Source organism: Caulobacter sp. 602-1, assembly GCF_003931565.1.
Lineage (GTDB): Bacteria > Pseudomonadota > Alphaproteobacteria > Caulobacterales > Caulobacteraceae > Caulobacter.
The window spans coordinates 117,153-134,212 of record NZ_RRYI01000009.1; the positions used below are offsets into that span (position 1 = coordinate 117,153).

At 67.7% G+C, this 17,060-nt stretch carries 23 protein-coding genes and 1 pseudogene; 9 read left to right on the forward strand and 15 right to left on the reverse strand.

The features are described 5' to 3' along the window. The first annotated feature begins 8 nt into the window (after positions 1-8). A complete protein-coding gene (locus EIK80_RS22060) occupies positions 9-509 on the forward strand; it encodes a DUF2975 domain-containing protein (RefSeq protein ID WP_125159165.1) in 501 nt (166 codons plus the stop codon). Next, positions 509-748 carry a helix-turn-helix transcriptional regulator gene (locus tag EIK80_RS22065; protein WP_099581283.1) on the forward strand — a complete coding sequence of 80 codons (240 nt, stop codon included), beginning with the start codon at positions 509-511 and terminating at the stop codon, positions 746-748. Before EIK80_RS22060 ends, EIK80_RS22065 begins: the two co-directional genes overlap by 1 nt. On the opposite strand, the gene EIK80_RS22070 is transcribed toward EIK80_RS22065, so the two are convergent. From EIK80_RS22070 to purE, 3 genes are all read right to left on the reverse strand, one after another. Continuing rightward, positions 745-1,263, reverse strand: coding sequence for a GNAT family N-acetyltransferase (locus EIK80_RS22070; protein WP_125159166.1), 519 nt, complete (start codon positions 1,261-1,263; stop codon positions 745-747). The genes EIK80_RS22065 and EIK80_RS22070 overlap by 4 nt on opposite strands. A gap of 89 nt (positions 1,264-1,352) precedes the next feature. Next, positions 1,353-2,438 carry a 5-(carboxyamino)imidazole ribonucleotide synthase gene (locus EIK80_RS22075; protein ID WP_125159167.1) on the reverse strand — a complete coding sequence of 362 codons (1,086 nt, stop codon included), beginning with the start codon at positions 2,436-2,438 and terminating at the stop codon, positions 1,353-1,355. Positions 2,439-2,444: 6 nt separating this feature from the next. Then, on the reverse strand, positions 2,445-2,936 hold the full coding sequence (purE, locus tag EIK80_RS22080; RefSeq protein ID WP_125159168.1) for a 5-(carboxyamino)imidazole ribonucleotide mutase: 492 nt from the start codon (positions 2,934-2,936) through the stop codon (positions 2,445-2,447). A 213-nt stretch (positions 2,937-3,149) separates the two neighbouring features. Here purE and EIK80_RS22085 point away from each other — a divergent pair, with 213 nt between their 5' ends. Beyond that, positions 3,150-3,863 (forward strand): GGDEF domain-containing protein, encoded by a 714-nt coding sequence (locus EIK80_RS22085; protein ID WP_125159169.1) that lies wholly within the window; start codon positions 3,150-3,152, stop codon positions 3,861-3,863. 101 nt (positions 3,864-3,964) lie between these two features. Further along, positions 3,965-4,333, forward strand: a complete 369-nt coding sequence (locus tag EIK80_RS22090; protein ID WP_125159170.1) for a response regulator — start codon at positions 3,965-3,967, stop codon at positions 4,331-4,333. A 60-nt stretch (positions 4,334-4,393) separates the two neighbouring features. Here EIK80_RS22090 and EIK80_RS22095 read toward each other — a convergent pair whose 3' ends face one another. The 3 genes and pseudogenes from EIK80_RS22095 to EIK80_RS22105 form a co-directional block, all read right to left on the reverse strand. After that, a complete protein-coding gene (locus EIK80_RS22095; RefSeq protein WP_125159171.1) occupies positions 4,394-4,615 on the reverse strand; it encodes a YdcH family protein in 222 nt (73 codons plus the stop codon). A 65-nt stretch (positions 4,616-4,680) separates the two neighbouring features. Then, a pseudogene (locus tag EIK80_RS22100) lies at positions 4,681-5,170 on the reverse strand (TIGR02444 family protein). Next, the gene (locus EIK80_RS22105) at positions 5,148-5,789 is read right to left on the reverse strand and encodes a UbiX family flavin prenyltransferase (RefSeq protein ID WP_125159172.1); all 642 of its coding nucleotides are present in this window, start codon (positions 5,787-5,789) and stop codon (positions 5,148-5,150) included. Before EIK80_RS22105 ends, EIK80_RS22100 begins: the two are co-directional and overlap by 23 nt. A gap of 129 nt (positions 5,790-5,918) precedes the next feature. On the opposite strand from EIK80_RS22105, the gene EIK80_RS22110 reads away from it, so the two are divergent. Then, positions 5,919-6,092 carry a YdcH family protein gene (locus EIK80_RS22110; RefSeq protein WP_125159173.1) on the forward strand — a complete coding sequence of 58 codons (174 nt, stop codon included), beginning with the start codon at positions 5,919-5,921 and terminating at the stop codon, positions 6,090-6,092. An 80-nt stretch (positions 6,093-6,172) separates the two neighbouring features. On the opposite strand, the gene EIK80_RS22115 is transcribed toward EIK80_RS22110, so the two are convergent. Then, positions 6,173-6,886 carry a DUF1013 domain-containing protein gene (locus EIK80_RS22115; protein WP_125159174.1) on the reverse strand — a complete coding sequence of 238 codons (714 nt, stop codon included), beginning with the start codon at positions 6,884-6,886 and terminating at the stop codon, positions 6,173-6,175. A 150-nt stretch (positions 6,887-7,036) separates the two neighbouring features. Next, positions 7,037-8,011: an NAD(P)H-quinone oxidoreductase gene (locus EIK80_RS22120; protein WP_125159175.1), complete on the reverse strand. Its 975-nt coding sequence runs from the start codon at positions 8,009-8,011 to the stop codon at positions 7,037-7,039. 75 nt (positions 8,012-8,086) lie between these two features. Between EIK80_RS22120 and EIK80_RS22125 the strand changes: the two genes are divergently transcribed. Beyond that, positions 8,087-8,293: a DUF1192 domain-containing protein gene (locus EIK80_RS22125; protein ID WP_125159176.1), complete on the forward strand. Its 207-nt coding sequence runs from the start codon at positions 8,087-8,089 to the stop codon at positions 8,291-8,293. Between the two features lie 183 nt (positions 8,294-8,476). After that, on the forward strand, positions 8,477-8,986 hold the full coding sequence (locus tag EIK80_RS22130; protein WP_125159177.1) for a DUF1465 family protein: 510 nt from the start codon (positions 8,477-8,479) through the stop codon (positions 8,984-8,986). A gap of 6 nt (positions 8,987-8,992) precedes the next feature. Here the strand turns inward: EIK80_RS22130 and EIK80_RS22135 are convergent, their stop codons facing one another. Next, complete coding sequence (locus tag EIK80_RS22135; RefSeq protein ID WP_370450252.1) at positions 8,993-9,679, reverse strand: COQ9 family protein; 687 nt, start codon at positions 9,677-9,679, stop codon at positions 8,993-8,995. A 185-nt stretch (positions 9,680-9,864) separates the two neighbouring features. Between EIK80_RS22135 and rpsU the strand changes: the two genes are divergently transcribed. Then, on the forward strand, positions 9,865-10,101 hold the full coding sequence (gene rpsU, locus EIK80_RS22140; RefSeq protein ID WP_125159223.1) for a 30S ribosomal protein S21: 237 nt from the start codon (positions 9,865-9,867) through the stop codon (positions 10,099-10,101). A 79-nt stretch (positions 10,102-10,180) separates the two neighbouring features. Here rpsU and EIK80_RS22145 read toward each other — a convergent pair whose 3' ends face one another. The 4 genes from EIK80_RS22145 to EIK80_RS22160 form a co-directional block, all read right to left on the reverse strand. After that, entirely contained in the window at positions 10,181-11,611 is a 1,431-nt protein-coding gene (locus tag EIK80_RS22145; RefSeq protein ID WP_125159179.1) for an ABC transporter permease, read from the reverse strand. Continuing rightward, positions 11,608-12,525, reverse strand: a complete 918-nt coding sequence (locus EIK80_RS22150; protein WP_125159180.1) for an ABC transporter ATP-binding protein — start codon at positions 12,523-12,525, stop codon at positions 11,608-11,610. Before EIK80_RS22150 ends, EIK80_RS22145 begins: the two co-directional genes overlap by 4 nt. Before the next feature lie 38 nt (positions 12,526-12,563). After that, on the reverse strand, positions 12,564-13,520 hold the full coding sequence (locus EIK80_RS22155; RefSeq protein ID WP_125159181.1) for an alpha/beta fold hydrolase: 957 nt from the start codon (positions 13,518-13,520) through the stop codon (positions 12,564-12,566). A gap of 61 nt (positions 13,521-13,581) precedes the next feature. Further along, positions 13,582-14,391: a M23 family metallopeptidase gene (locus EIK80_RS22160; protein ID WP_233586909.1), complete on the reverse strand. Its 810-nt coding sequence runs from the start codon at positions 14,389-14,391 to the stop codon at positions 13,582-13,584. A 345-nt stretch (positions 14,392-14,736) separates the two neighbouring features. Here EIK80_RS22160 and EIK80_RS22165 point away from each other — a divergent pair, with 345 nt between their 5' ends. After that, on the forward strand, positions 14,737-15,093 hold the full coding sequence (locus EIK80_RS22165; protein WP_125159182.1) for a UrcA family protein: 357 nt from the start codon (positions 14,737-14,739) through the stop codon (positions 15,091-15,093). 161 nt (positions 15,094-15,254) lie between these two features. On the opposite strand, the gene EIK80_RS22170 is transcribed toward EIK80_RS22165, so the two are convergent. Then, positions 15,255-16,673: an NAD(P)(+) transhydrogenase (Re/Si-specific) subunit beta gene (locus tag EIK80_RS22170; RefSeq protein WP_125159183.1), complete on the reverse strand. Its 1,419-nt coding sequence runs from the start codon at positions 16,671-16,673 to the stop codon at positions 15,255-15,257. Positions 16,674-16,701: 28 nt separating this feature from the next. Next, positions 16,702-17,037 (reverse strand): proton-translocating transhydrogenase family protein, encoded by a 336-nt coding sequence (locus EIK80_RS22175; RefSeq protein WP_099581343.1) that lies wholly within the window; start codon positions 17,035-17,037, stop codon positions 16,702-16,704. Positions 17,038-17,060 lie beyond the last annotated feature (23 nt).

Sequence of the window (17,060 nt, forward strand, 5' to 3'; positions counted from 1 at the left end):
AGGCCGCCATGAACGCCAAGGACGTCGAGAAATTCCGCCGCATGTGCCGCCAGTTCCGCTGGCTGGCGGTGTTCATGGTCGTCAGCGTCGGCCTGCTGCTGGCCCTGATGGCCTGGGGCTTTCCGCTCCTCTACGCGCTGGTGAAGCACAGGCCGCTACGGCCCGACATCATGCTGGCGGTGACGATCCAGAACGCGCCGGCCGTCTGCTACCTGTTCGGCGTGTGGTCGATCGGCCGGGCGATGGGCCAGATCGCCAAGGGACGACTGATCCAGGCCGCCCTACCCTCGGCCCTGCGCCGGGTGGGCCTGGCTCTCGGCGTCGGCGGCGTGGCCAGCGTCTTCATCGTCAGCAACCTGATGCGACTGGTCGGCTTCACCAAGGGCAGCTATCTGAACTTCGACGTGGCCGGCATGACGCTGGGCATGATCGGCGGCGCCCTCTTCCTGCTGGGCCGGGTCATGGACCAGGCCCTGGCGGCGCAGGCCGAACTCGACGAGATGATCTGATGCCCGTTCGCGTCACCCTGGACGCCCTGATCGTCGCCAAGGGCCTCAAAGCCCGCGACCTGGCCCAGGAGGTCGGTCTCAGCGAGACCCAGCTGTCCCTGTTCCGCTCAGGCAAGGTCAAGGGCATCCGCTTCCGCACCTTGGCCCGGCTGTGCGCGGCCCTCGGCTGCAAGCCGGGCGACCTGCTGGACTACGCGTTCGACCCGTCCGACCTGACCGCGCCCGACGACGGCGACTAAGGCGCGTCCTGGCCCCACATCTGGGTCGGGCCGGCCACGTCCATCGGCGGCGGCAGGTCGACCATGCGGATCAGCCGAGAGCCCAGTCGGGCCGCGACGGCCTGAGAGGCGAGATTGTCCGGGTGGATCATGTGGGCCACCGACGTCCAGCCCAGATCCTCGAACACGAACTTCAGGCAGGCGCCGGCCGCCTCGGTGGCGTAACCCCGACCCCAGGCCGATCGGTGCAGCATCCAGCCGACCTCCCGCGCCGGCCAGCCCTCCGGCTGCCAGGGACCGGAGCGACCGACCCAGCGACCGGTCGCCTTCTCGATCACCGAGAAGGTCCCGAACCCGCGCAGCGGCCACATGCCGACCACCTGGGCCATGGCGCGCCAGGCGATGCTGCGCGGCATGGCGCCGCCCAGGTAGCGCATGCACTCGGGATCGCCGTGGAACTCGGCCCAGCCGGCGTCGAAGTCGTCCTGGACCGGGACCCGCAGGATCAGGCGTTCGGTTTCGAGCGTGGGCGACAAGGCGTATCCCCAAGGCCAAGATTCGTCGCTCGACCTTAGGCGCTTCCCGGCGACCGCCAAGCCCCGCAAGGGCGGCGCACCGCCGCCACCTAGTCCCGCAGCGGCCGCAGCCGGTTCACATGCCCCATTTTCCGCCCCGGCCGAGCTTCGCCCTTGCCGTAGAGGTGGACGCGGGTCTCCGGTTCGGCGGCAAGCTTGCGCCAGGCCTCGACGTCGCCGCCCAGCAGGTTGGTCATCTCGACATGGTGGTGCGGGGCGGTCGGGCCCAGCGGCCAGCCGGCGACGGCGCGGATATGCTGCTCGAACTGGTCGACCTCGCAGCCGTCCTGGGTCCAGTGGCCCGTATTGTGGACCCGCGGGGCGAACTCGTTGACCAGCAGCTTGCCGCCGGCCAGCTCGAACAGCTCCACCCCGATCACCCCGACATAGTCGAGCGCCGTGAGGATCTTGATGGCGATGGTCTCGGCCTGGTCGCGGGTCGCCGGCGTGACCTTGGCGGGGGCCACGGTGCGCTTGAGCACGCCGCCCTCGTGGTGGTTCTCCGACAGGGGATAGCAGGCGATCTCGCCATCGCGGCCGCGGGCGGCGATCACGGAAAGCTCGCGGCCGAAGTCGGCGGGGGCCTCGAGGATGGCCGCGCGCCGGCCGATCTTCTCGAACGCCGCCTCGGCGTCGACCGCCTTCTGGATCCAGGCCTGGCCCTTGCCGTCATAGCCATCGCGGCGGGTCTTCAGCAGCGACGGCGCGCCGATCTTGGCGACCGCGGCGGCCAGGCTCTCGCTGTCCTGAACCGGGGCGAAGGCCACGGTGGGCACGCCGATCTCGGCCAGGAAGCTCTTCTCGACCACGCGGTCCTGGGCGGCGGCCAGGGCCTTGGCGCCCGGCGAGACTATTGCGCCCAGGGCGGCCAGTTCCGCCACCGTGTCGGCCGGAACGTTCTCGAACTCGTAGGTGACGACGTCGCAGGCCTCGGCCAGACGCTTCAGCGCCCAGCGGTCGTCATAGGCGGCGACGATCTGGCGGGCGGCGACCCGGCCGGCGGGCGAATTCTCTTCCGGATCCTGGATGACGACATCGAAGCCCAGCCGGGCGGCGGCCTGGGCGAGCATGCGGCCCAGTTGCCCCCCGCCGAGGATGCCGATGGTCGAACCGGGAACGAGGGGAAACTCAGCCATAGGGTCCTAGTCCTCGACGCTCTCGGCGACGCTGTCGGTCTGGGCGGCGCGGAAGGCCGACAGGCGCTGATTCAAGGCCGAGTCCGACAGGGCCAGGATCTGGGCGGCCAGCAGGCCCGCGTTCTTGGCTCCGGCCTCGCCGATCGCCAGGGTGGCCACCGGCACGCCGCCCGGCATCTGGACGATCGACAGCAAGGAATCGAGGCCGCTGAGCGCCTTGGATTGCACCGGCACGCCCAGCACCGGCAGGTTGGTCATCGAGGCCGCCATGCCCGGCAGATGCGCCGCGCCGCCGGCGCCGGCGATGATCACCTTGTAGCCGGCGGCTTCCGCCCCGGTGGCGAAGTCGAACAGGCGCTGGGGGGTGCGGTGGGCCGAGACGACCTTGGCCTGGTAAGCCACGCCCAGGGCGTCGAGCGCGTCGGCGGCGCCCTTCATGGTCGGCCAGTCCGAGCGGCTGCCCATGATGATGGCGACGGGCGGAGGGGTCTGGGTCATCGGCGTCGTCTCTTTTTCGGCGAGCGTCGGAAAGCCGCCCCGTATGCGCCTCCGCCGGCGCCGGCAAGCCCAAAACGACACAAAACGTTCCGTGGCCGCCTTTAGAGTGGGCGCGTCCTTTCGCGCCTGCGGCTTATCGGCGCCCCCAATTGCGTCGAACGGCGTTCCCGTTAACCTTGCTGTAGCTGTGCCTTAACGATTCCCTGTGAAGTCATGAAGATCTCCGGCGCCCGGACCGAACCTTTCGCCGCCATCCGCAAGCGCGCCCTCGCGCGCGCCGGGGCTCAGGTCACGGCGCGCGAGGTGACGGCTCCGGACAGCGCCGCCTTCCTGGGCCTGACGGAAGCCGACATGACTCCGAAGGTCATCGAGGCCCTGCAGACCCTGATGACCGAAATCGACGACCTGCGGAACGAGGTCGCGATGCTGAAGCTGCGTCTCAACGAGGCTCAGGCTCAGGCCGACATGGACGTGCTGACGCCGGTGCTGAACCGCCGGGCGTTCCTGCGCGAGATGAAGCGCGTCTCCGCCTTCGCCCAGCGCTACGGTTCGCCGGCCAGCGTGGTGTTCTTCGACCTCGACAACTTCAAGGCCGTCAACGACCGCTTCGGCCACGCCGCTGGCGACGAGGCCCTGAAGGCGGTGGCCAAGCGCCTGCTGGCCAATGTCCGCGAGAGCGACGTGGTGGGCCGCATGGGCGGCGACGAGTTCGCCGTGCTGCTGGCCCAAGCCGACAAGGAGACTGCGGTGTCCAAGGCCCAGAGCCTGGCCGACGCGGTTCGTTCCGCGCCGGTCGAATTCGGCGAGTGGTCGGCCCCGCTGCACATCTCCTACGGCGTGCGCGAGATCGAGCCCGGCGCGGATCCCGAAGAGGCCCTCGCCGAAGCAGACGCGGCCATGTTCGTCCGCAAGCGGAAGCAAGCCTGACGACAACTCAAGGGAATGCGACCTTATCGCACGGCGACGGCCCCCGTCGGTCGCGGTAACAGATCTTCATAGTCTGTTAAGCATGACTGGGCGTGGGACGGATGCAGCGTATTCTGATCGCCGAGGATGACCCTGTCCTCTCGCTGATCTACGAAATCACCCTGACCGAGGCGGGGTTTGACGTCCTGCTGTGTCGGGACGGCCAGGAAGCCTATGAGGCCTTGGACCGGTTCAAGCCCGACCTGGTGATCACCGATCACGCGATGCCGCGCATGAGCGGCGGCGAGTTGGTCAGCGCCGTGCGCAAGGCCCGCCCCGGCGCCATGACCTTGATGGCCTCGGCCGTGGACGCGCGTCTGCTGAAGGACGATCAGCACGCCGACGCGCGGCTGGAAAAGCCGATTACCCCGGGTCGCCTGCTGCGGACCGTCCGCGAGCTGGAAGCGACCGAGACCGAGATCGCCGCCTGACGCGTTCGCGACCGTGGGTCGCCAGACGCGCTCCGGATTTCGAGGCGGCCTGTCCGACCTCTACGCGATGATGTCCGGGGTCAGTTGGTCTTCCAGACGGCCGATCTCGTCCTTGAGGGCCAGCTTCTTGCGCTTCAGCCGGGCGATCTGCAGCATGTCGGGCTGGTAGCGCTCTTCCAAGGCCCGGATAGCGTCGTCGAGATCCTTGTGATCCTCGCGCAGGTCGGCGAGGCGACGTTCGATCGCGATGTCGGTGTCTTCCGACGGATCATCGTCGTTCATGAACATATCTCAGGTGGGCCCCAATAGGGATTTAGATAGCAAAGGCTGACGAGCCGTAAAGGCGCTCAGCACGTGGACTTTTCAAGCGCGGCCGCCAGCTTTTCCAAAGCGGCGCGGCGAGGCGGGTCGCCGGAGGCCGCGGCGGCCGCGACGAGACCGTCCAGCACCGGGACTGGCGCGCCCGGAGGACCGCTCAGAGCCTCCAGGCTTTCCATCAGCACCCGCTCGCCCTTGAGCTCGACGGCCTTCACGGCGTCTCGCAAGGCCTCCCTGGCGACGTCATCGACCGGAGGCCGCGAGGGCTTCAGCGCCCGGCGCACGCCGCGCAGGGGCGCGCCGACCTCGGCGTCCCAGGTCCGCATCGTCCTGGCGGCGTCCTTCAGGTCGGCCGTGCGCCCCTCCCCGGCCATCCAGGCGGCCCAGAGCAGGTAGGGTACGTTCTGACCGTGGGCGTCCTGCAGGTGCAGACAGGCCTCCGCGACAGGTTGACGCGCATAGACCTCCAGAGCCCAGTCCCACAGCCGCATCGGCGTTAACCCTCCTCGCCTTGAGCATCCTTGCCGGAGAGGGTCTCCCGGATGGTCTCCAGGTCCTCGCCCCAGCGCTTCACCGGCCGCCAGGAGAGGTCGAACAGATCCAGCGCCCGGCCCACCGACTGGTCGACCATCTCGGCGATCGAGGCGGGCTTGGCGTAGAAGGCCGGCAGCGGCGGAGCGATCACCGCGCCCATCTCGGCCAGCTTGGTCATGGTCCGAAGATGACCCAGGTGCAGCGGCGTCTCGCGCACCATCAGCACCAGGGTCCGCCGCTCCTTCAGCGTCACGTCGGCGGCCCGGGTCAGCAGCGAGGACGTTACGCCGGTGGCGATTTCGCTCATCGTCCGCACCGAGCACGGCGCGATGACCATGCCCAGGGTCCGGAACGAGCCCGAGGCGATGGCCGCCCCAATGTCGCTCACGCGATGGACAACATCCGCCCGCTCGTTGAGCTCGGCGACCGACTGGCCGGTCTCCTGCTGCAGGGTCAGCACCGCCGACCTGGAGACGACGAGGTGGCTCTCGACGCCCAGTTCGCGGCACGCATCCAGGGTCCGGACGCCGTAGACCACGCCGGAAGCCCCTGAAATTCCAACGACCAGCCTGGGGCGATCCGCGGCCTTCAAAACGTCCGTCATGGTAAATTTTCGTCCGTCTTGGGAGCAAACTCGGCCACGTCAAGCGGAGCCGCTTGCAATCATATGTGATCTGACAGCGCCGCGCAGCGGGTGTTCACTTTCTTCTCCAACAGCAAGGAGCCGAGAGCCATGGCCATCGAATCCCGTATCCGCGAGCTTGGGACCCGTCACGAGGGGCTCGATCGCAAGATCCAGGAGGAGACCAATCGACCCGGTTGTGACGGTACGATGCTTAGGGAGCTTAAGCGGCAGAAGCTTCGGCTGAAGGAGGAGATCGAGGGCCTTAGGGCGCGACTTCACTAGCTGCTGAGAAGCAGCCGAAAAACGAGAGGCCCCGTTCCGGAAGGAGCGGGGCCTCTGCTTTTTCAGCTCGGAAGCGAGGCTTAGTCCTCGTCTTCCTCGTCCACATAGCCCGACGACTGGCCGAACACGTCCTCGGCCTTGAGGTCGCCGCGCTTGGCGCGGAAGTCTTCTTCCTCTTCCTCGACCTCGGGCTCGAACTGGCCGGCCTCCGAGGCGGGGCGCAGGGTCGGGTCTTCCGGCAGGATCCCCTTCTTCAGGTCGTCCTTGGCCTTCTTCTCGGCCGCCTTCTTGACCAGGGCGTCCAGCTCCAGCTGGCCCACCAGGCCCAGGGTCACCGGGTCGATCGGCTTGATGTTGGCGGCGTTCCAGTGCGTGCGGCCGCGGACCTGCTCGATCGTAGCCTTGGTGGTGCCGAGGATCTTCGAGATCTGGGCGTCGGTCACTTCCGGGTGGTGGCGCAGGAACCAGGCGATGGCGTCAGGACGGTCCTGACGACGCGACACCGGGGTGTAGCGCGGTGCCTTCTTCTGGGGCTTCAGCAGCTCGGCGTGGCGGCTGACCTGGGCCTTCATGCGATAGGCGTCGTTGGCCTGGGCCTTGTCCAGCTCTTCGCGGGTCAGCTGGCCGTTGCCGATGGGATCGGCGCCGCGGATGTCGCGCGCGACTTCACCGTCGGCGATGCCACGCACTTCCAGCGGGTGAAGGCCGCAGAAATCGGCGATCTGCTCGAAGCTCAGCGAAGTGTTGTCCACCAGCCAGACGGCGGTCGCCTTGGGCATCAGAATGTCGGACATGCGGTCCTCCAGAAATGACGGCGCCCGGCCTTTCGGCCGGGCGGGATGTTGACGAACGCTATAATCCGGTTCTCGGAAAAAGGGAACGGGGATCAAGCAAACGAAAGCAAAGCCAGAGCCTTGCGTGAATCCGCAGTCTAGATTCCGGCGCTAGACCGTCAGCACGACCTTGCCCACGTGCTCCCCGGCTTCGAGGTGGGCGTGCGCCTTGGCGGCGTCCGCGAGCGGGAAGGTCGCGTCGATCAGCGGCCTGACCTGCCCTGCCTCGATCCACGGCCAGACCACGCGCTCGACCTCGGCCGCCAGGCGCGCCTTTTCGTCGACCGAGCGGGGCCGCAGGGTCGAGCCGGTGATCACCGCCCGCTTCTGCATGATCTTCATCACCGGCACTTCCAGCACGGGGCCGCCGAGGCTGGCGATGTAGACGATGCGGCCGCCCACGTTCAGGGCCTCGAGGTTCTTGTCGAAATAGCTGGCCCCGACCATGTCGAGCACCACGTCGGCGCCGCCGGCCGCCTTGACGATCGCGGCGAAGTCCTCGGCCTTGGCGTCGATGGCGATATCGGCGCCCAGCTCCAGGGCCTTGGCCTTCTTGTCGGCGCCGCGTCCCGTGGCGATGACCTTGGCGCCGGCCGCCTTGGCCATGGCGATCGCGGTTGTTCCGATTCCGGACGTTCCACCGTGAACCAGCAGCGTCTCGCCGGCCTTAAGGGCGCCATGCTCGAACACATTGGCGAAGACGGTGAAGACGGTCTCGGGCAGGGCCGCGGCGTGGACGAGATCCAGGCCTTTGGGGATCGGCAGGGCGTGGCGAGCATCGACCACCGCGTATTGGGCATAGCCGCCGCCGCCCAGCAGGGCGCAGACCTTGTCGCCGACCTTCCAGCGGCCGGAACCGGTCACGACCTCGCCCGCGACCTCCAGACCCAAGGTCTCGGGCGCGCCAGGCGGCGGCGGGTAGAACCCCATGCGTTGCAGGAGGTCGGGGCGGTTCACGCCCGCGGCCGCGACCTTGATCAGGATCTGCCCAGCCCCGGCCTCGGGGCGCTGGACTTCCACCGGCTTCAGCGCCTCGGCCGCGCCCTTGCCGCCTTCGATCGCGATCGCGGTCATCGTTCCGGCCATGCCCGGGGTCCCTCTCATGCTTGCCTTGGACCCTAGGTAGGCGTCAGATGGCCGACGGAAAAGGGAGATAAGCCGATGTTCGAAGAGCCCGCCGAACCTCGCGCCTTCAACGGACACGCCTTGAGCGAGACGACTCACGAGGACCTGGAGGTCTACGGCGTCGCCGAACTGGAGGAGCGCATCGCGGCCCTGCAGGCCGAAATTGAGCGCACCAAGACCCAGCTCGCCAAGAAAAAGGCCGGCCGCGACGCCGCCAATGCGCTGTTTGGTCGTCTGGACTAAGGCTTATTTTAAGGTTTCGGTGAGGTTACTGACGTCTTAAGCGGTCATCCGTCTTCTGACGCTCGTGAGTATGGTCGATCGAAGGGGGTGGGTCGCAACGGGACGGCGCGTTCTGGCACGGGGGTTGCACTCCCTCCGCCAAGCGAGACGTCCTCGCGGCCTTTCGAGGGGCATTGGGTAGCTATGACCGAAGTGAACGCGTTCGCGGACACGCCTTGGCGTGCTGGAGTGATCCAGGACTTCGCGCGATCGGAACTGTTCGACCGCACGTTCGAGGAAGGCATGCAGCTGGTCGAGGAGACCGCCGCCTATCTCGATGGCGCCGGCCGGCATGACAGCAAGATCCTCTCCCGCAACGCCGCCCTGGGCTACGCCACCGAGAGCATGCGCCTGACCACCCGTCTGATGCAGGTGGCCTCGTGGCTGCTGGTGCAGCGCGCGGTGCGCGAGGGGGAGATGCCGCCGGAAGCCGCATGCGCCGAAAGCTATCGCCTGGGCGAGGAGGCCGCGGGCGAACCGCCGGCCGTCGAGGAACTGCCCTTCGGCCTTATGAACCTGCTGCAGCGCTCCGAGCGCCTTTATGAGCGGGTCCGCCACCTGGACCGTCGCATGTACGTGGAATCGCCGAACGAAGAGGCGCCGCGCCCGGTGCAAGCCCACTTCGAACGCCTGGTGGCGGCGTTCGGGGGCTGAGCCCCCCTATTTTCCGTATCGCATCCGAGCCAGGGCCGAGACCATCTCGCTGGCCAGATCCATTGGCTTGAGACCCGCCTTCCACTTCTCGAAGGCCATGACGTTGTCGATGCGCGCATCCAGGTGCGACAGCGCCGAGGCGCGGCCAGAGGCCATGTCGACCGCCAGTGTCGAGATCAGGACGCCCGAGAGAATCGCCCGCTTCGAATAGTGGTTCTCGTCGGTCGCCACATCGCCGGCCCACCGCCAGATCACGTCGGCCGACTGCCAGGTCAGCCGCAGGGCCAGCGGCAGGTTGGTGGGAAAAGCCATGAAGGCGGCCAGCGGGCGCAGCACATCGGCATTCTCCTGGGCCGCGTCGAGGCGGGCGATGACGCCCTCGCGAATCCTCTGGCGTATCTTCAACGCGGCCAGATCGAACGTTCGCAACTTGCCTAGCGCGACCGCGTCATGGCGTCGCGACAGCAGGGCGGCCAGGTCGCGCGGGCCTTCGGGCAGCAGGAGCTGGCCCTCGGCGTCGCTGAAACCCGCCGCCGCAAGGGCGCGACTGACCAGACCGGCGTTCCAGCCGGCCCTCGGGGCCAGGCGAAGGGCCTCGTCCAGCACGCGCTGCTCGGCGGCGTCGGCCCACGAAGAAGCCGTTTGATCGGAAGCTTGGCCGGCGGTCTCGCCGGAGGTCTGAGCGGTTTGCATCATGAATCCGAGTCTATACCGGTGTTTAGGCCGCGTCGCGCATGGACAGCGGCCCTTCGCTCTGCTATCAGCCCCGCCTCATCGCCTGGGAGAACCCCTCTCAGGTTACCCGGTTTTGTTCGCCCGCCCGGCCCCTCAAGAGGGACTTGGGAATATTGGTCGGGCTGTCGAATGGAGAGATACCCCTGGTCCAGATTTTCGTCCGCGACAACAACGTCGATCAGGCCCTGAAGGCTCTGAAGAAGAAGATGCAACGCGAAGGCTCGTTCCGCGAAATGAAGCGGCACGTGCACTATGAGAAGCCGTCGGAAAAGCGCGCGCGCCAAAAGGCCGAAGCCGTCCGTCGCGCCCGCAAGCTGGCCCGCAAGCGCGCCCAGCGCGAAGGCCTGCTGCCGATGCCGAAGAAGCCGGCTGGTCGTTAAGACCAGGCCTCTTCAGCTTCGAAGATTTCGAAAGCCGCGCGGCGATCCGCGCGGCTTTCGTCGTTTTGGGGTCCAGGTCCTACCCCGCCTGCTTCCTCAGGATCAGGCCGATCAGGGTCTTCAGGTTCACCTTTCCCGTCGCCAAGGCCCCCACATGGAAGGCGCGCGTCGAGAAGGCGATGATCGCCGCCACGGTCGCGGCCATCAGAACCGTGGTCCCGACCACCTGGACCAGCGGCGGATCACTGGCGATGCGCGCCGGCATCAGGAACGGCGTGAAGGGCGGAAACCAGGACAGTGCGCTCAGGATCGGCGCGTCTGGCGAGCGGATGGCCTGGCTCATGAACACCACCGGAATGGTCATCACCATCATGATCGGCCCCAGCAGGGTCTGGGCGTCGCGCTGGCTCTCGCAGAAGGCCCCGATGCCCGCGAACAGCGCCGCGTACATCAGATAGCCGCCGACCAGATAGGCGCCGAAATAGAACACCAGGCCCTTGCCCAGCAGCACGGCCGCGAGGTCTCCGGCCAGTCCGGGCGCGAAGTTGATCAGGGCCAGCCAGCCGGCCATGGCCCAGATTCCCAGCACGGTCAGGGTCAGGCCCGCCACGCCCAGGATCTTGCCGCCCATGATCTCGGGCACGGAGGCCGACGACAGCAGCACCTCGAGGATCTTGGATGACTTTTCCTCGATCACGCTGTTGAGCAGGATGCTGGCCCCGGTCAGCACCATCGACCACAGCAGCATCCCGGCCGCGAAGCCGACAATGGCTGGCAGACGGTCGCGCAGACTGACCTTCTCGCCCGAAGCGGCCTTGGGCGACAGGCTGTTGAAGGCCGGCTTGAGACCGTCCGCGGCCTTCAGAACCTGGGCCGAGACCCCGGCGCGGGCCAGGGCGCGCTCGCGCATGAGTCCGCTCACGGCCTGGCGCAGGTCGTTCTCCAGCACTGGCGCGCCTAGATTGCGGCTCCACAGGTCCATGACGACGGCGTCGTCGCGACCGCTGAGGATCAGCACCGAATCGAGACGCTTGTCGGCGACGTCGCGACGCGCGACCAGCCCCGCCTCACGCGGCGTCGCTGCGGCCTGGGCCTGGGGAGACGCCGGCAGGACGATCGCCTTGGCGCGCGGCGGCTTGAAGCGCGCCGCGGCGGTTGGGTTGAAGGCGGCCAGGGCCTCCCGTCCCGCCGCCTCGCCGCCCTTGGCCTGGGCCTTGCCGACCGCCTCCTGGGCCTTGGGACCGGCCGCCGACAGGGCCGCCGCGCGGAGGGCGCGGGCCGAGGCGCGGCTCTGGTCCTCGACGATCGCCTTGGCGACGGCGGGCCCCAGGTTCTGGCCCGTCAGATCGATGATGGCCAGTCGTTCGGGCTTGGCGGTCTTCATCATCATCAGGGGCGCGGTGGCGCTGACGCCGATGACCAGCGGCAGGGCGATGATCGACAGCCAGAAGCCGACGGTGCGGACATAGGCCAGGTATTCCCGGCGGGCGATCTTCAGCAGGCGGCTCATGCCCGGTCTCCCGTCAGGACGATGAAGGCGTCATGCAGGCTGGGCTCCTTGAGCTCGAACCGGCGCAGGGCCAGGTCCCGGGCGAAGGCGGCTTTCAGGGCGTCCTGGCCGGCGCTCGTCTCCGGCAGAACCGCCACGTGACGCCACCCGCCGTCCGGCAGCGGCTCGGACGTCACCGCGCCCAGCCCCGGCAAGGCCATGACCTGCTCGGCCGACAGCTCACCCTCGAGGACCAGCGCCCGGGGCGCGGCGCGGCGGGCCGTCGCCACGTCGCCGTCGAACACCTTGCGCCCCCGCGCCATCAGCACGACCTTGTCGCAAAGGCGCTCGGCGTGCTGCATGACGTGGGTGGAAAACAGCACCGTGGCTCCGCGCGCGGCGATGTCGCGGATCATCGTCTCCAGGGCCTGCTGGTTGACGGGATCGAGACCCGAGAACGGCTCGTCCAGCACCACCAGTTCGGGCTCGTGGGCCAGGGCCGAGATCAGTTGGACCTTCTGGGCCATGCCCTTTGACAGGTCCTTGATCGGCCGCTTCATGGCGAAGCCCAGGCCCTGCGCCTCCAGCATCGCCCTGGCCCGCTTGCGGCCCTCGGCCTCCGGCACGCCCTTCAGCCCCGCGAAGAAGGCGATCGCATCGATCGGGGTCATCCGCTTGTAGAGGCCGCGCTCCTCGGGGAGGAATCCGATCCGCTCATGGACCTTGGTGGCGTCGCCGGCGCCCAGCACCGTGATCCTGCCCGCGCTGACCGGCAACAGGCCCAGGATCATGCGAATGGTCGAGGTCTTGCCCGCGCCATTGGGGCCCAGGAAGCCGGTGATCCGGCCGGCGGGGACCTCGAAACTGACGTCCTGGACAGCGTGGAAATCGTCATAGGTCTTGCTGACGCCCTCCAGGCTGACGGCGCTGACCATGATGACGACCTCCCCGAATCGACTTCGTGGAAGTTGTATCAGCCCTTCTGGCGAGCGTCGGCCACGAAGGCGACGGCCCGGACGATATGGTCGGCGAAGCGGCGGCCGATCAGCAGGGTGTGGGTGGCGGCCTCGACGTGGTCGATCATGCCATGCTGGGAGGCGCGGGCCGGGGCGGCCTGCAGGTCCTTCCAGCTTTCACGCCCCTTCACAGGTCCGGCGGTCAGCACGGCGACCGGCCACTTCGGATCATAGGCCGGCTGCTCGCCGGCCTGCTGCGAGGCCTCATGCCACAGTCCGACCTCCTCGGCGGAGGTGCGGTTGTGGCGGCCATTGGCGAAGGCCCAGCCCTTCTCGGCCTTGGCGGCTGGAGGCAGGTCGATCTTGTCGCCCAGGCGGGTGTGCACCAGCGGCTTGTAGAGGCCGATCGAAGCGCCGCGCGCGGCCCATTTGGAGATGCTGGCGAAGGCCTCGATGAAGCCCTTCATGCGTGGGTTCTGGGCGGCCTCGGGCGTAGCGGCGTCGATCAGCACGAGGCCGGCGATCTTGTCCGGATTGCGCCCGGCGTACTGGCGCAGGCGCAGGCCGGCCATCGAGTGGCCGACCAGGATGTAGGGGCCCGGCTCGCCCGAGGCGGCGACCAGCTTCTCGAAGTCGGCGACAATGGCGATGCCGTCGCGCGGGCTGGGGCCCTTCGGCGAATAGCCCATGCCGGCGCGGTCATAGGCGCATGACCGCCAGCCAGCGGCGGTCAGGGCCTCCTGCGCGGCGCCCCAGTCGGCGGCGAAGCCGAAGGCGCCGGCCTCCAGCCAGACCACCGGGCGGTCGCTTCGAGGCCCCTCGCAGACCAGCCGCAGCTTGCGTCCAGGCTCGATCTCGACCAGTTGGCCGCGCGGCTTGGTCGCCCCCGAGGCGCTCATCAGCCCGCCGACCGCGACATAGGATAAGAGCAGGAGCGCGAAGCCCGCGACGCCACGGCCGAGAAACTGGATCATGGCGTTCTATGTAGTAACGCTTTGTGACGCGTCGAGAACACGATGCTCTCTGAGCGGAGTTTTATCCCGCGACGCTGGGAATCGAGCCGCCGACCACCGGGATCGTGGCGCGCACGCGCCCGCCCTTGACGCGGGTGACGGTGATCCCGTTCTTGCCGGCCTGGGTCACGCCCTTCGGCCACTTGGAGACGGTGGCGAGGCGCACTTTCCTGGACACCCGACTGGCGGCCTTCAGCGGCAGGTCGTCAGCCTCAGCGAAGCTGCGTCCCAGGAAGAAGCTGGGGTTGAGAGCCTTGTCGCCGTTGCGGATCTCGAAATGCAGGTGCGAACCGGTGGAGCGGCCCGAATTGCCGACATAGGCGACGGTCTCGCCGCGACGCAGATAGACGCCGCGCTTGACGCCCTTCGCCGGGCCGGCGAGGTGGGCGTACATCGTGGTCAGCCCGCCCTTGTGCATGACCTGGACATAACGGCCGTAGGTCGGCGACAGGCCCGTGGCCTTGACCACGCCGTCGGCCGCGACCTTGACCGCCGCGCCGCTGGGAGCGGCGATATCGACGCCCTGATGCAGGCGACCATTCTCTTCCCAGGGCAGTTGGCGCAGGCCGAACGGCGAGTTGACGACCCGGCCGGGCAGCGGCGCGTCGAACCGGTAGGCTGGCGGAGGGGGTTCTGCTGCCGGCTCCTCCTCGACGGTCGGCGCGGTGGGAACGATGGCGGGCTTCGGATTCGAGACGGGGGCCGCACGGGACACCCACTCGCCCAGCGCCGCCGCGCCGTTCAGCGCCCCCGCCATCGCCGCGACGCCCAGCATGGTGAAGAAGGCGACGCGCGCGTGCGGCGACTGAACAACCAGGCTCTTGGGGATCAAACCGCTTTCCTCTCGGACATTCGGTCAAGAAGAGGACCGCGCCTCGCGCGTCTAGCTCTCATGCTTGACCTTTCGGGATGGTGAATGGCCGGGGTGTATGAATGTCGCATGGGGCGAAAACAGGGCGCGGCTTAACCATTCGCTTACCATGCCGCGATCGCATCGACATTCAATCAACAAGCGTCATGTAATCGTAAAATATTACAGAAACTTCATTTCATTAAACTCAGGACACTTCTTTAATTGCACGTCATGAATGAGACGTAACGAGACTTCGCGAGCCCTCGGCAATAAACAGTATTCATCGGCGCAGCGAATAGCGCCCAGCCAGAGGGAATACTTCAAATGCGCAAGTTCATCATGAGCCTGACCACCGTCGCCAGCCTGAGCCTCGCCGCCGTGCCGGTGCTGGGCCTGACCCAAGCCGCCAACGCCGCCGAGCGCGAACCGGTCGTCACCGTCTCGTTCGCCGACCTGGACCTGTCGAGCCCGTCGCAAGCCGCGATCTTCAAGGCCCGCATCGACACCGCCGGTCAGGCCCTGTGCCACGCCAAGCAACGCAGCAGCCAAGGCCTGGAGGTTTCGCTGGGCGCCTGTGTCGCCGACGTCCATCGCGAAGTGAACGCTCAACTGCCCAAGCAGCAACGCAAGGCCCTGGCCTTCGCCGCCCGCAGCAACGCGGTCGAGCTGGCCGCCAAGTGAGCTTGAGCACGACCAACCAAAACACCCACTCCCCCACACCCCGCGACAGAGGCTCCAGGTAACCCTGGGGCCTTTGTTTCGTTCGGAAACCGGAAAGAGCGCGCACGAAAAAGGCCCCAGCGTCACCGCCAGGGCCTTCGTCGTTTCCAACGGTGAGAAGCCTAAAGCCCCTTCACGATGCCTTCGACCATCTTCTTGGCGTCGCCGAACAGCATCATGGTGTTGTCGCGGAAGAACAGTTCGTTCTCGACGCCGGCATAGCCCGAGGCCATGCCGCGCTTGACGAAGAGGACGGTGCGGGCCTTCTCGACGTCCAGGATCGGCATCCCGAAGATGGCGCTGGTCGGGTCGGTCTTGGCGGCCGGATTGGTGACGTCGTTCGCGCCGATCACGAAGGCCACGTCGGCCGTCGAGAACTCACTGTTGATGTCCTCCAGTTCGAAGACCTCGTCATAGGGGACATTGGCCTCGGCCAGCAGCACGTTCATGTGGCCCGGCATCCGACCCGCGACGGGGTGGATGGCGTACTTCACCTCGACGCCCTCCTCCTTCAGCTTGTCGGCCATTTCGCGCAGGGCGTGCTGGGCCTGGGAGACGGCCATGCCGTAGCCCGGGACGATGATGACCTTGCTGGCGTTCTTCATGATGAAGGCCGCGTCGTCGGCGCTGCCCTGCTTGACGGGACGGCTCTCGACCTTGCCGCCCGGGCCGGCCGCCGCGGCGTCGGCGCCGAAGCCGCCCAGGATCACCGAGACGAACGAGCGGTTCATGCCCTTGCACATGATGTAGGACAGGATCGCGCCCGACGACCCGACGAGCGCGCCGGTGATGATCAGGGTGGTGTTTTCCAGCGTGAAGCCCAGGGCCGCCGCCGCCCAGCCCGAGTAGCTGTTCAGCATCGACACGACGACGGGCATGTCCGCGCCGCCGATCGGGATGATCAGGGTGACGCCGATCAGCAGGGACAGGGCGAAGATGCCCCAGAAGGCCCAGATGGCCGCGCCGCCGCTGACCACCAGCACCACGACCAGGGCCACGATGGCCAGGGCGATGACGATGTTCAGCAGGTGACGGGCCGGCAGCAGGATCGGCGCGCCGCCCATGTTGCCGTTCAGCTTGGCGAAGGCGATGACCGAACCGGTGAAGGTGATGGCGCCGATCGCCAGGCCCAGCGAAAGCTCGATCAGGCTGTTCAAGTGGATGGCGCCGTCCTCGCCCACGATGCCGTAGGCGGCGGGCGTATAGATGGCGGCCACAGCCACGAGGCAGGCGGCCATGCCGACCAGCGAGTGGAAGGCGGCGACCAGCTGCGGCATCGAGGTCATGGCGACCTTGCGGGCGATGACCGCCCCAACGGCGCCCCCGACGGCGACGCCGCCCAGGATCAGGCCCAGGGTCACGACGTCCAGCGCGCCCTGGCTCCACAGGGTGGCCAGGGTGGTGCCAACGGCGATGGCCATGCCGATCATGCCGTTACGGTTGCCCGTCTGGCTGGTCACGGGACTGGAAAGGCCACGCAGCGCGAGGATGAACAGCACCCCGGAGACGATGTAGAGAATGGCGGCGAGATTGGCGTTCATGATGTGATTTCCCCCTGATCCCGTCCGCTCACTTCTTCTCTTTCTTCTTGTACATCGCCAGCATGCGCTGGGTGACCAAGAAGCCGCCGAAGATGTTGACCGCCGCGAAGGCCGCGGCGAGCGTGCCGGCCCCCTTGGAGATCCAGGTCGAGCCGGCGACGGCGCCGCCGGCCAGGTCGCTGTTGGCGCCGTGGGCCGCGGCGGCCAGCAGGGCGCCGACGATGATCACCGACGAGATGGCGTTGGTGACGGCCATCAGCGGCGTGTGCAGCGCGGGCGTCACGCTCCAGACGACGTAGTAGCCCACGAAGATGGCGAGCACGAAGATCGCCAGACGGAACACGGTGGGGTCGACGGCTTCCATGGGAGCCTCCCTTCTGTTGCTGT

Excerpts from the sequence above, each read along its gene's own strand:
- EIK80_RS22085 (WP_125159169.1), top strand. The coding sequence starts at position 3,150 with ATGAAGATCTCCGGCGCCCGGACCGAACCTTTCGCCGCCATCCGCAAG.
- EIK80_RS22170 (WP_125159183.1), bottom strand. The coding sequence starts at position 16,673 with ATGAACGCCAATCTCGCCGCCATTCTCTACATCGTCTCCGGGGTGCTG.
- EIK80_RS22155 (WP_125159181.1), bottom strand. The coding sequence starts at position 13,520 with ATGATCCAGTTTCTCGGCCGTGGCGTCGCGGGCTTCGCGCTCCTGCTC.
- EIK80_RS22075 (WP_125159167.1), bottom strand. The coding sequence starts at position 2,438 with ATGGCTGAGTTTCCCCTCGTTCCCGGTTCGACCATCGGCATCCTCGGC.
- EIK80_RS22145 (WP_125159179.1), bottom strand. The coding sequence starts at position 11,611 with ATGAGCCGCCTGCTGAAGATCGCCCGCCGGGAATACCTGGCCTATGTC.
- EIK80_RS22125 (WP_125159176.1), top strand. The coding sequence starts at position 8,087 with ATGTTCGAAGAGCCCGCCGAACCTCGCGCCTTCAACGGACACGCCTTG.
- EIK80_RS22105 (WP_125159172.1), bottom strand. The coding sequence starts at position 5,789 with ATGACGGACGTTTTGAAGGCCGCGGATCGCCCCAGGCTGGTCGTTGGA.
- EIK80_RS22110 (WP_125159173.1), top strand. The coding sequence starts at position 5,919 with ATGGCCATCGAATCCCGTATCCGCGAGCTTGGGACCCGTCACGAGGGG.
- EIK80_RS22135 (WP_370450252.1), bottom strand. The coding sequence starts at position 9,679 with ATGCAAACCGCTCAGACCTCCGGCGAGACCGCCGGCCAAGCTTCCGAT.
- EIK80_RS22150 (WP_125159180.1), bottom strand. The coding sequence starts at position 12,525 with ATGGTCAGCGCCGTCAGCCTGGAGGGCGTCAGCAAGACCTATGACGAT.
- EIK80_RS22065 (WP_099581283.1), top strand. The coding sequence starts at position 509 with ATGCCCGTTCGCGTCACCCTGGACGCCCTGATCGTCGCCAAGGGCCTC.
- EIK80_RS22130 (WP_125159177.1), top strand. The coding sequence starts at position 8,477 with ATGACCGAAGTGAACGCGTTCGCGGACACGCCTTGGCGTGCTGGAGTG.
- EIK80_RS22120 (WP_125159175.1), bottom strand. The coding sequence starts at position 8,011 with ATGGCCGGAACGATGACCGCGATCGCGATCGAAGGCGGCAAGGGCGCG.
- EIK80_RS22090 (WP_125159170.1), top strand. The coding sequence starts at position 3,965 with ATGCAGCGTATTCTGATCGCCGAGGATGACCCTGTCCTCTCGCTGATC.
- EIK80_RS22165 (WP_125159182.1), top strand. The coding sequence starts at position 14,737 with ATGCGCAAGTTCATCATGAGCCTGACCACCGTCGCCAGCCTGAGCCTC.
- EIK80_RS22095 (WP_125159171.1), bottom strand. The coding sequence starts at position 4,615 with ATGAACGACGATGATCCGTCGGAAGACACCGACATCGCGATCGAACGT.
- EIK80_RS22060 (WP_125159165.1), top strand. The coding sequence starts at position 9 with ATGAACGCCAAGGACGTCGAGAAATTCCGCCGCATGTGCCGCCAGTTC.
- purE (WP_125159168.1), bottom strand. The coding sequence starts at position 2,936 with ATGACCCAGACCCCTCCGCCCGTCGCCATCATCATGGGCAGCCGCTCG.
- EIK80_RS22115 (WP_125159174.1), bottom strand. The coding sequence starts at position 6,886 with ATGTCCGACATTCTGATGCCCAAGGCGACCGCCGTCTGGCTGGTGGAC.
- EIK80_RS22175 (WP_099581343.1), bottom strand. The coding sequence starts at position 17,037 with ATGGAAGCCGTCGACCCCACCGTGTTCCGTCTGGCGATCTTCGTGCTC.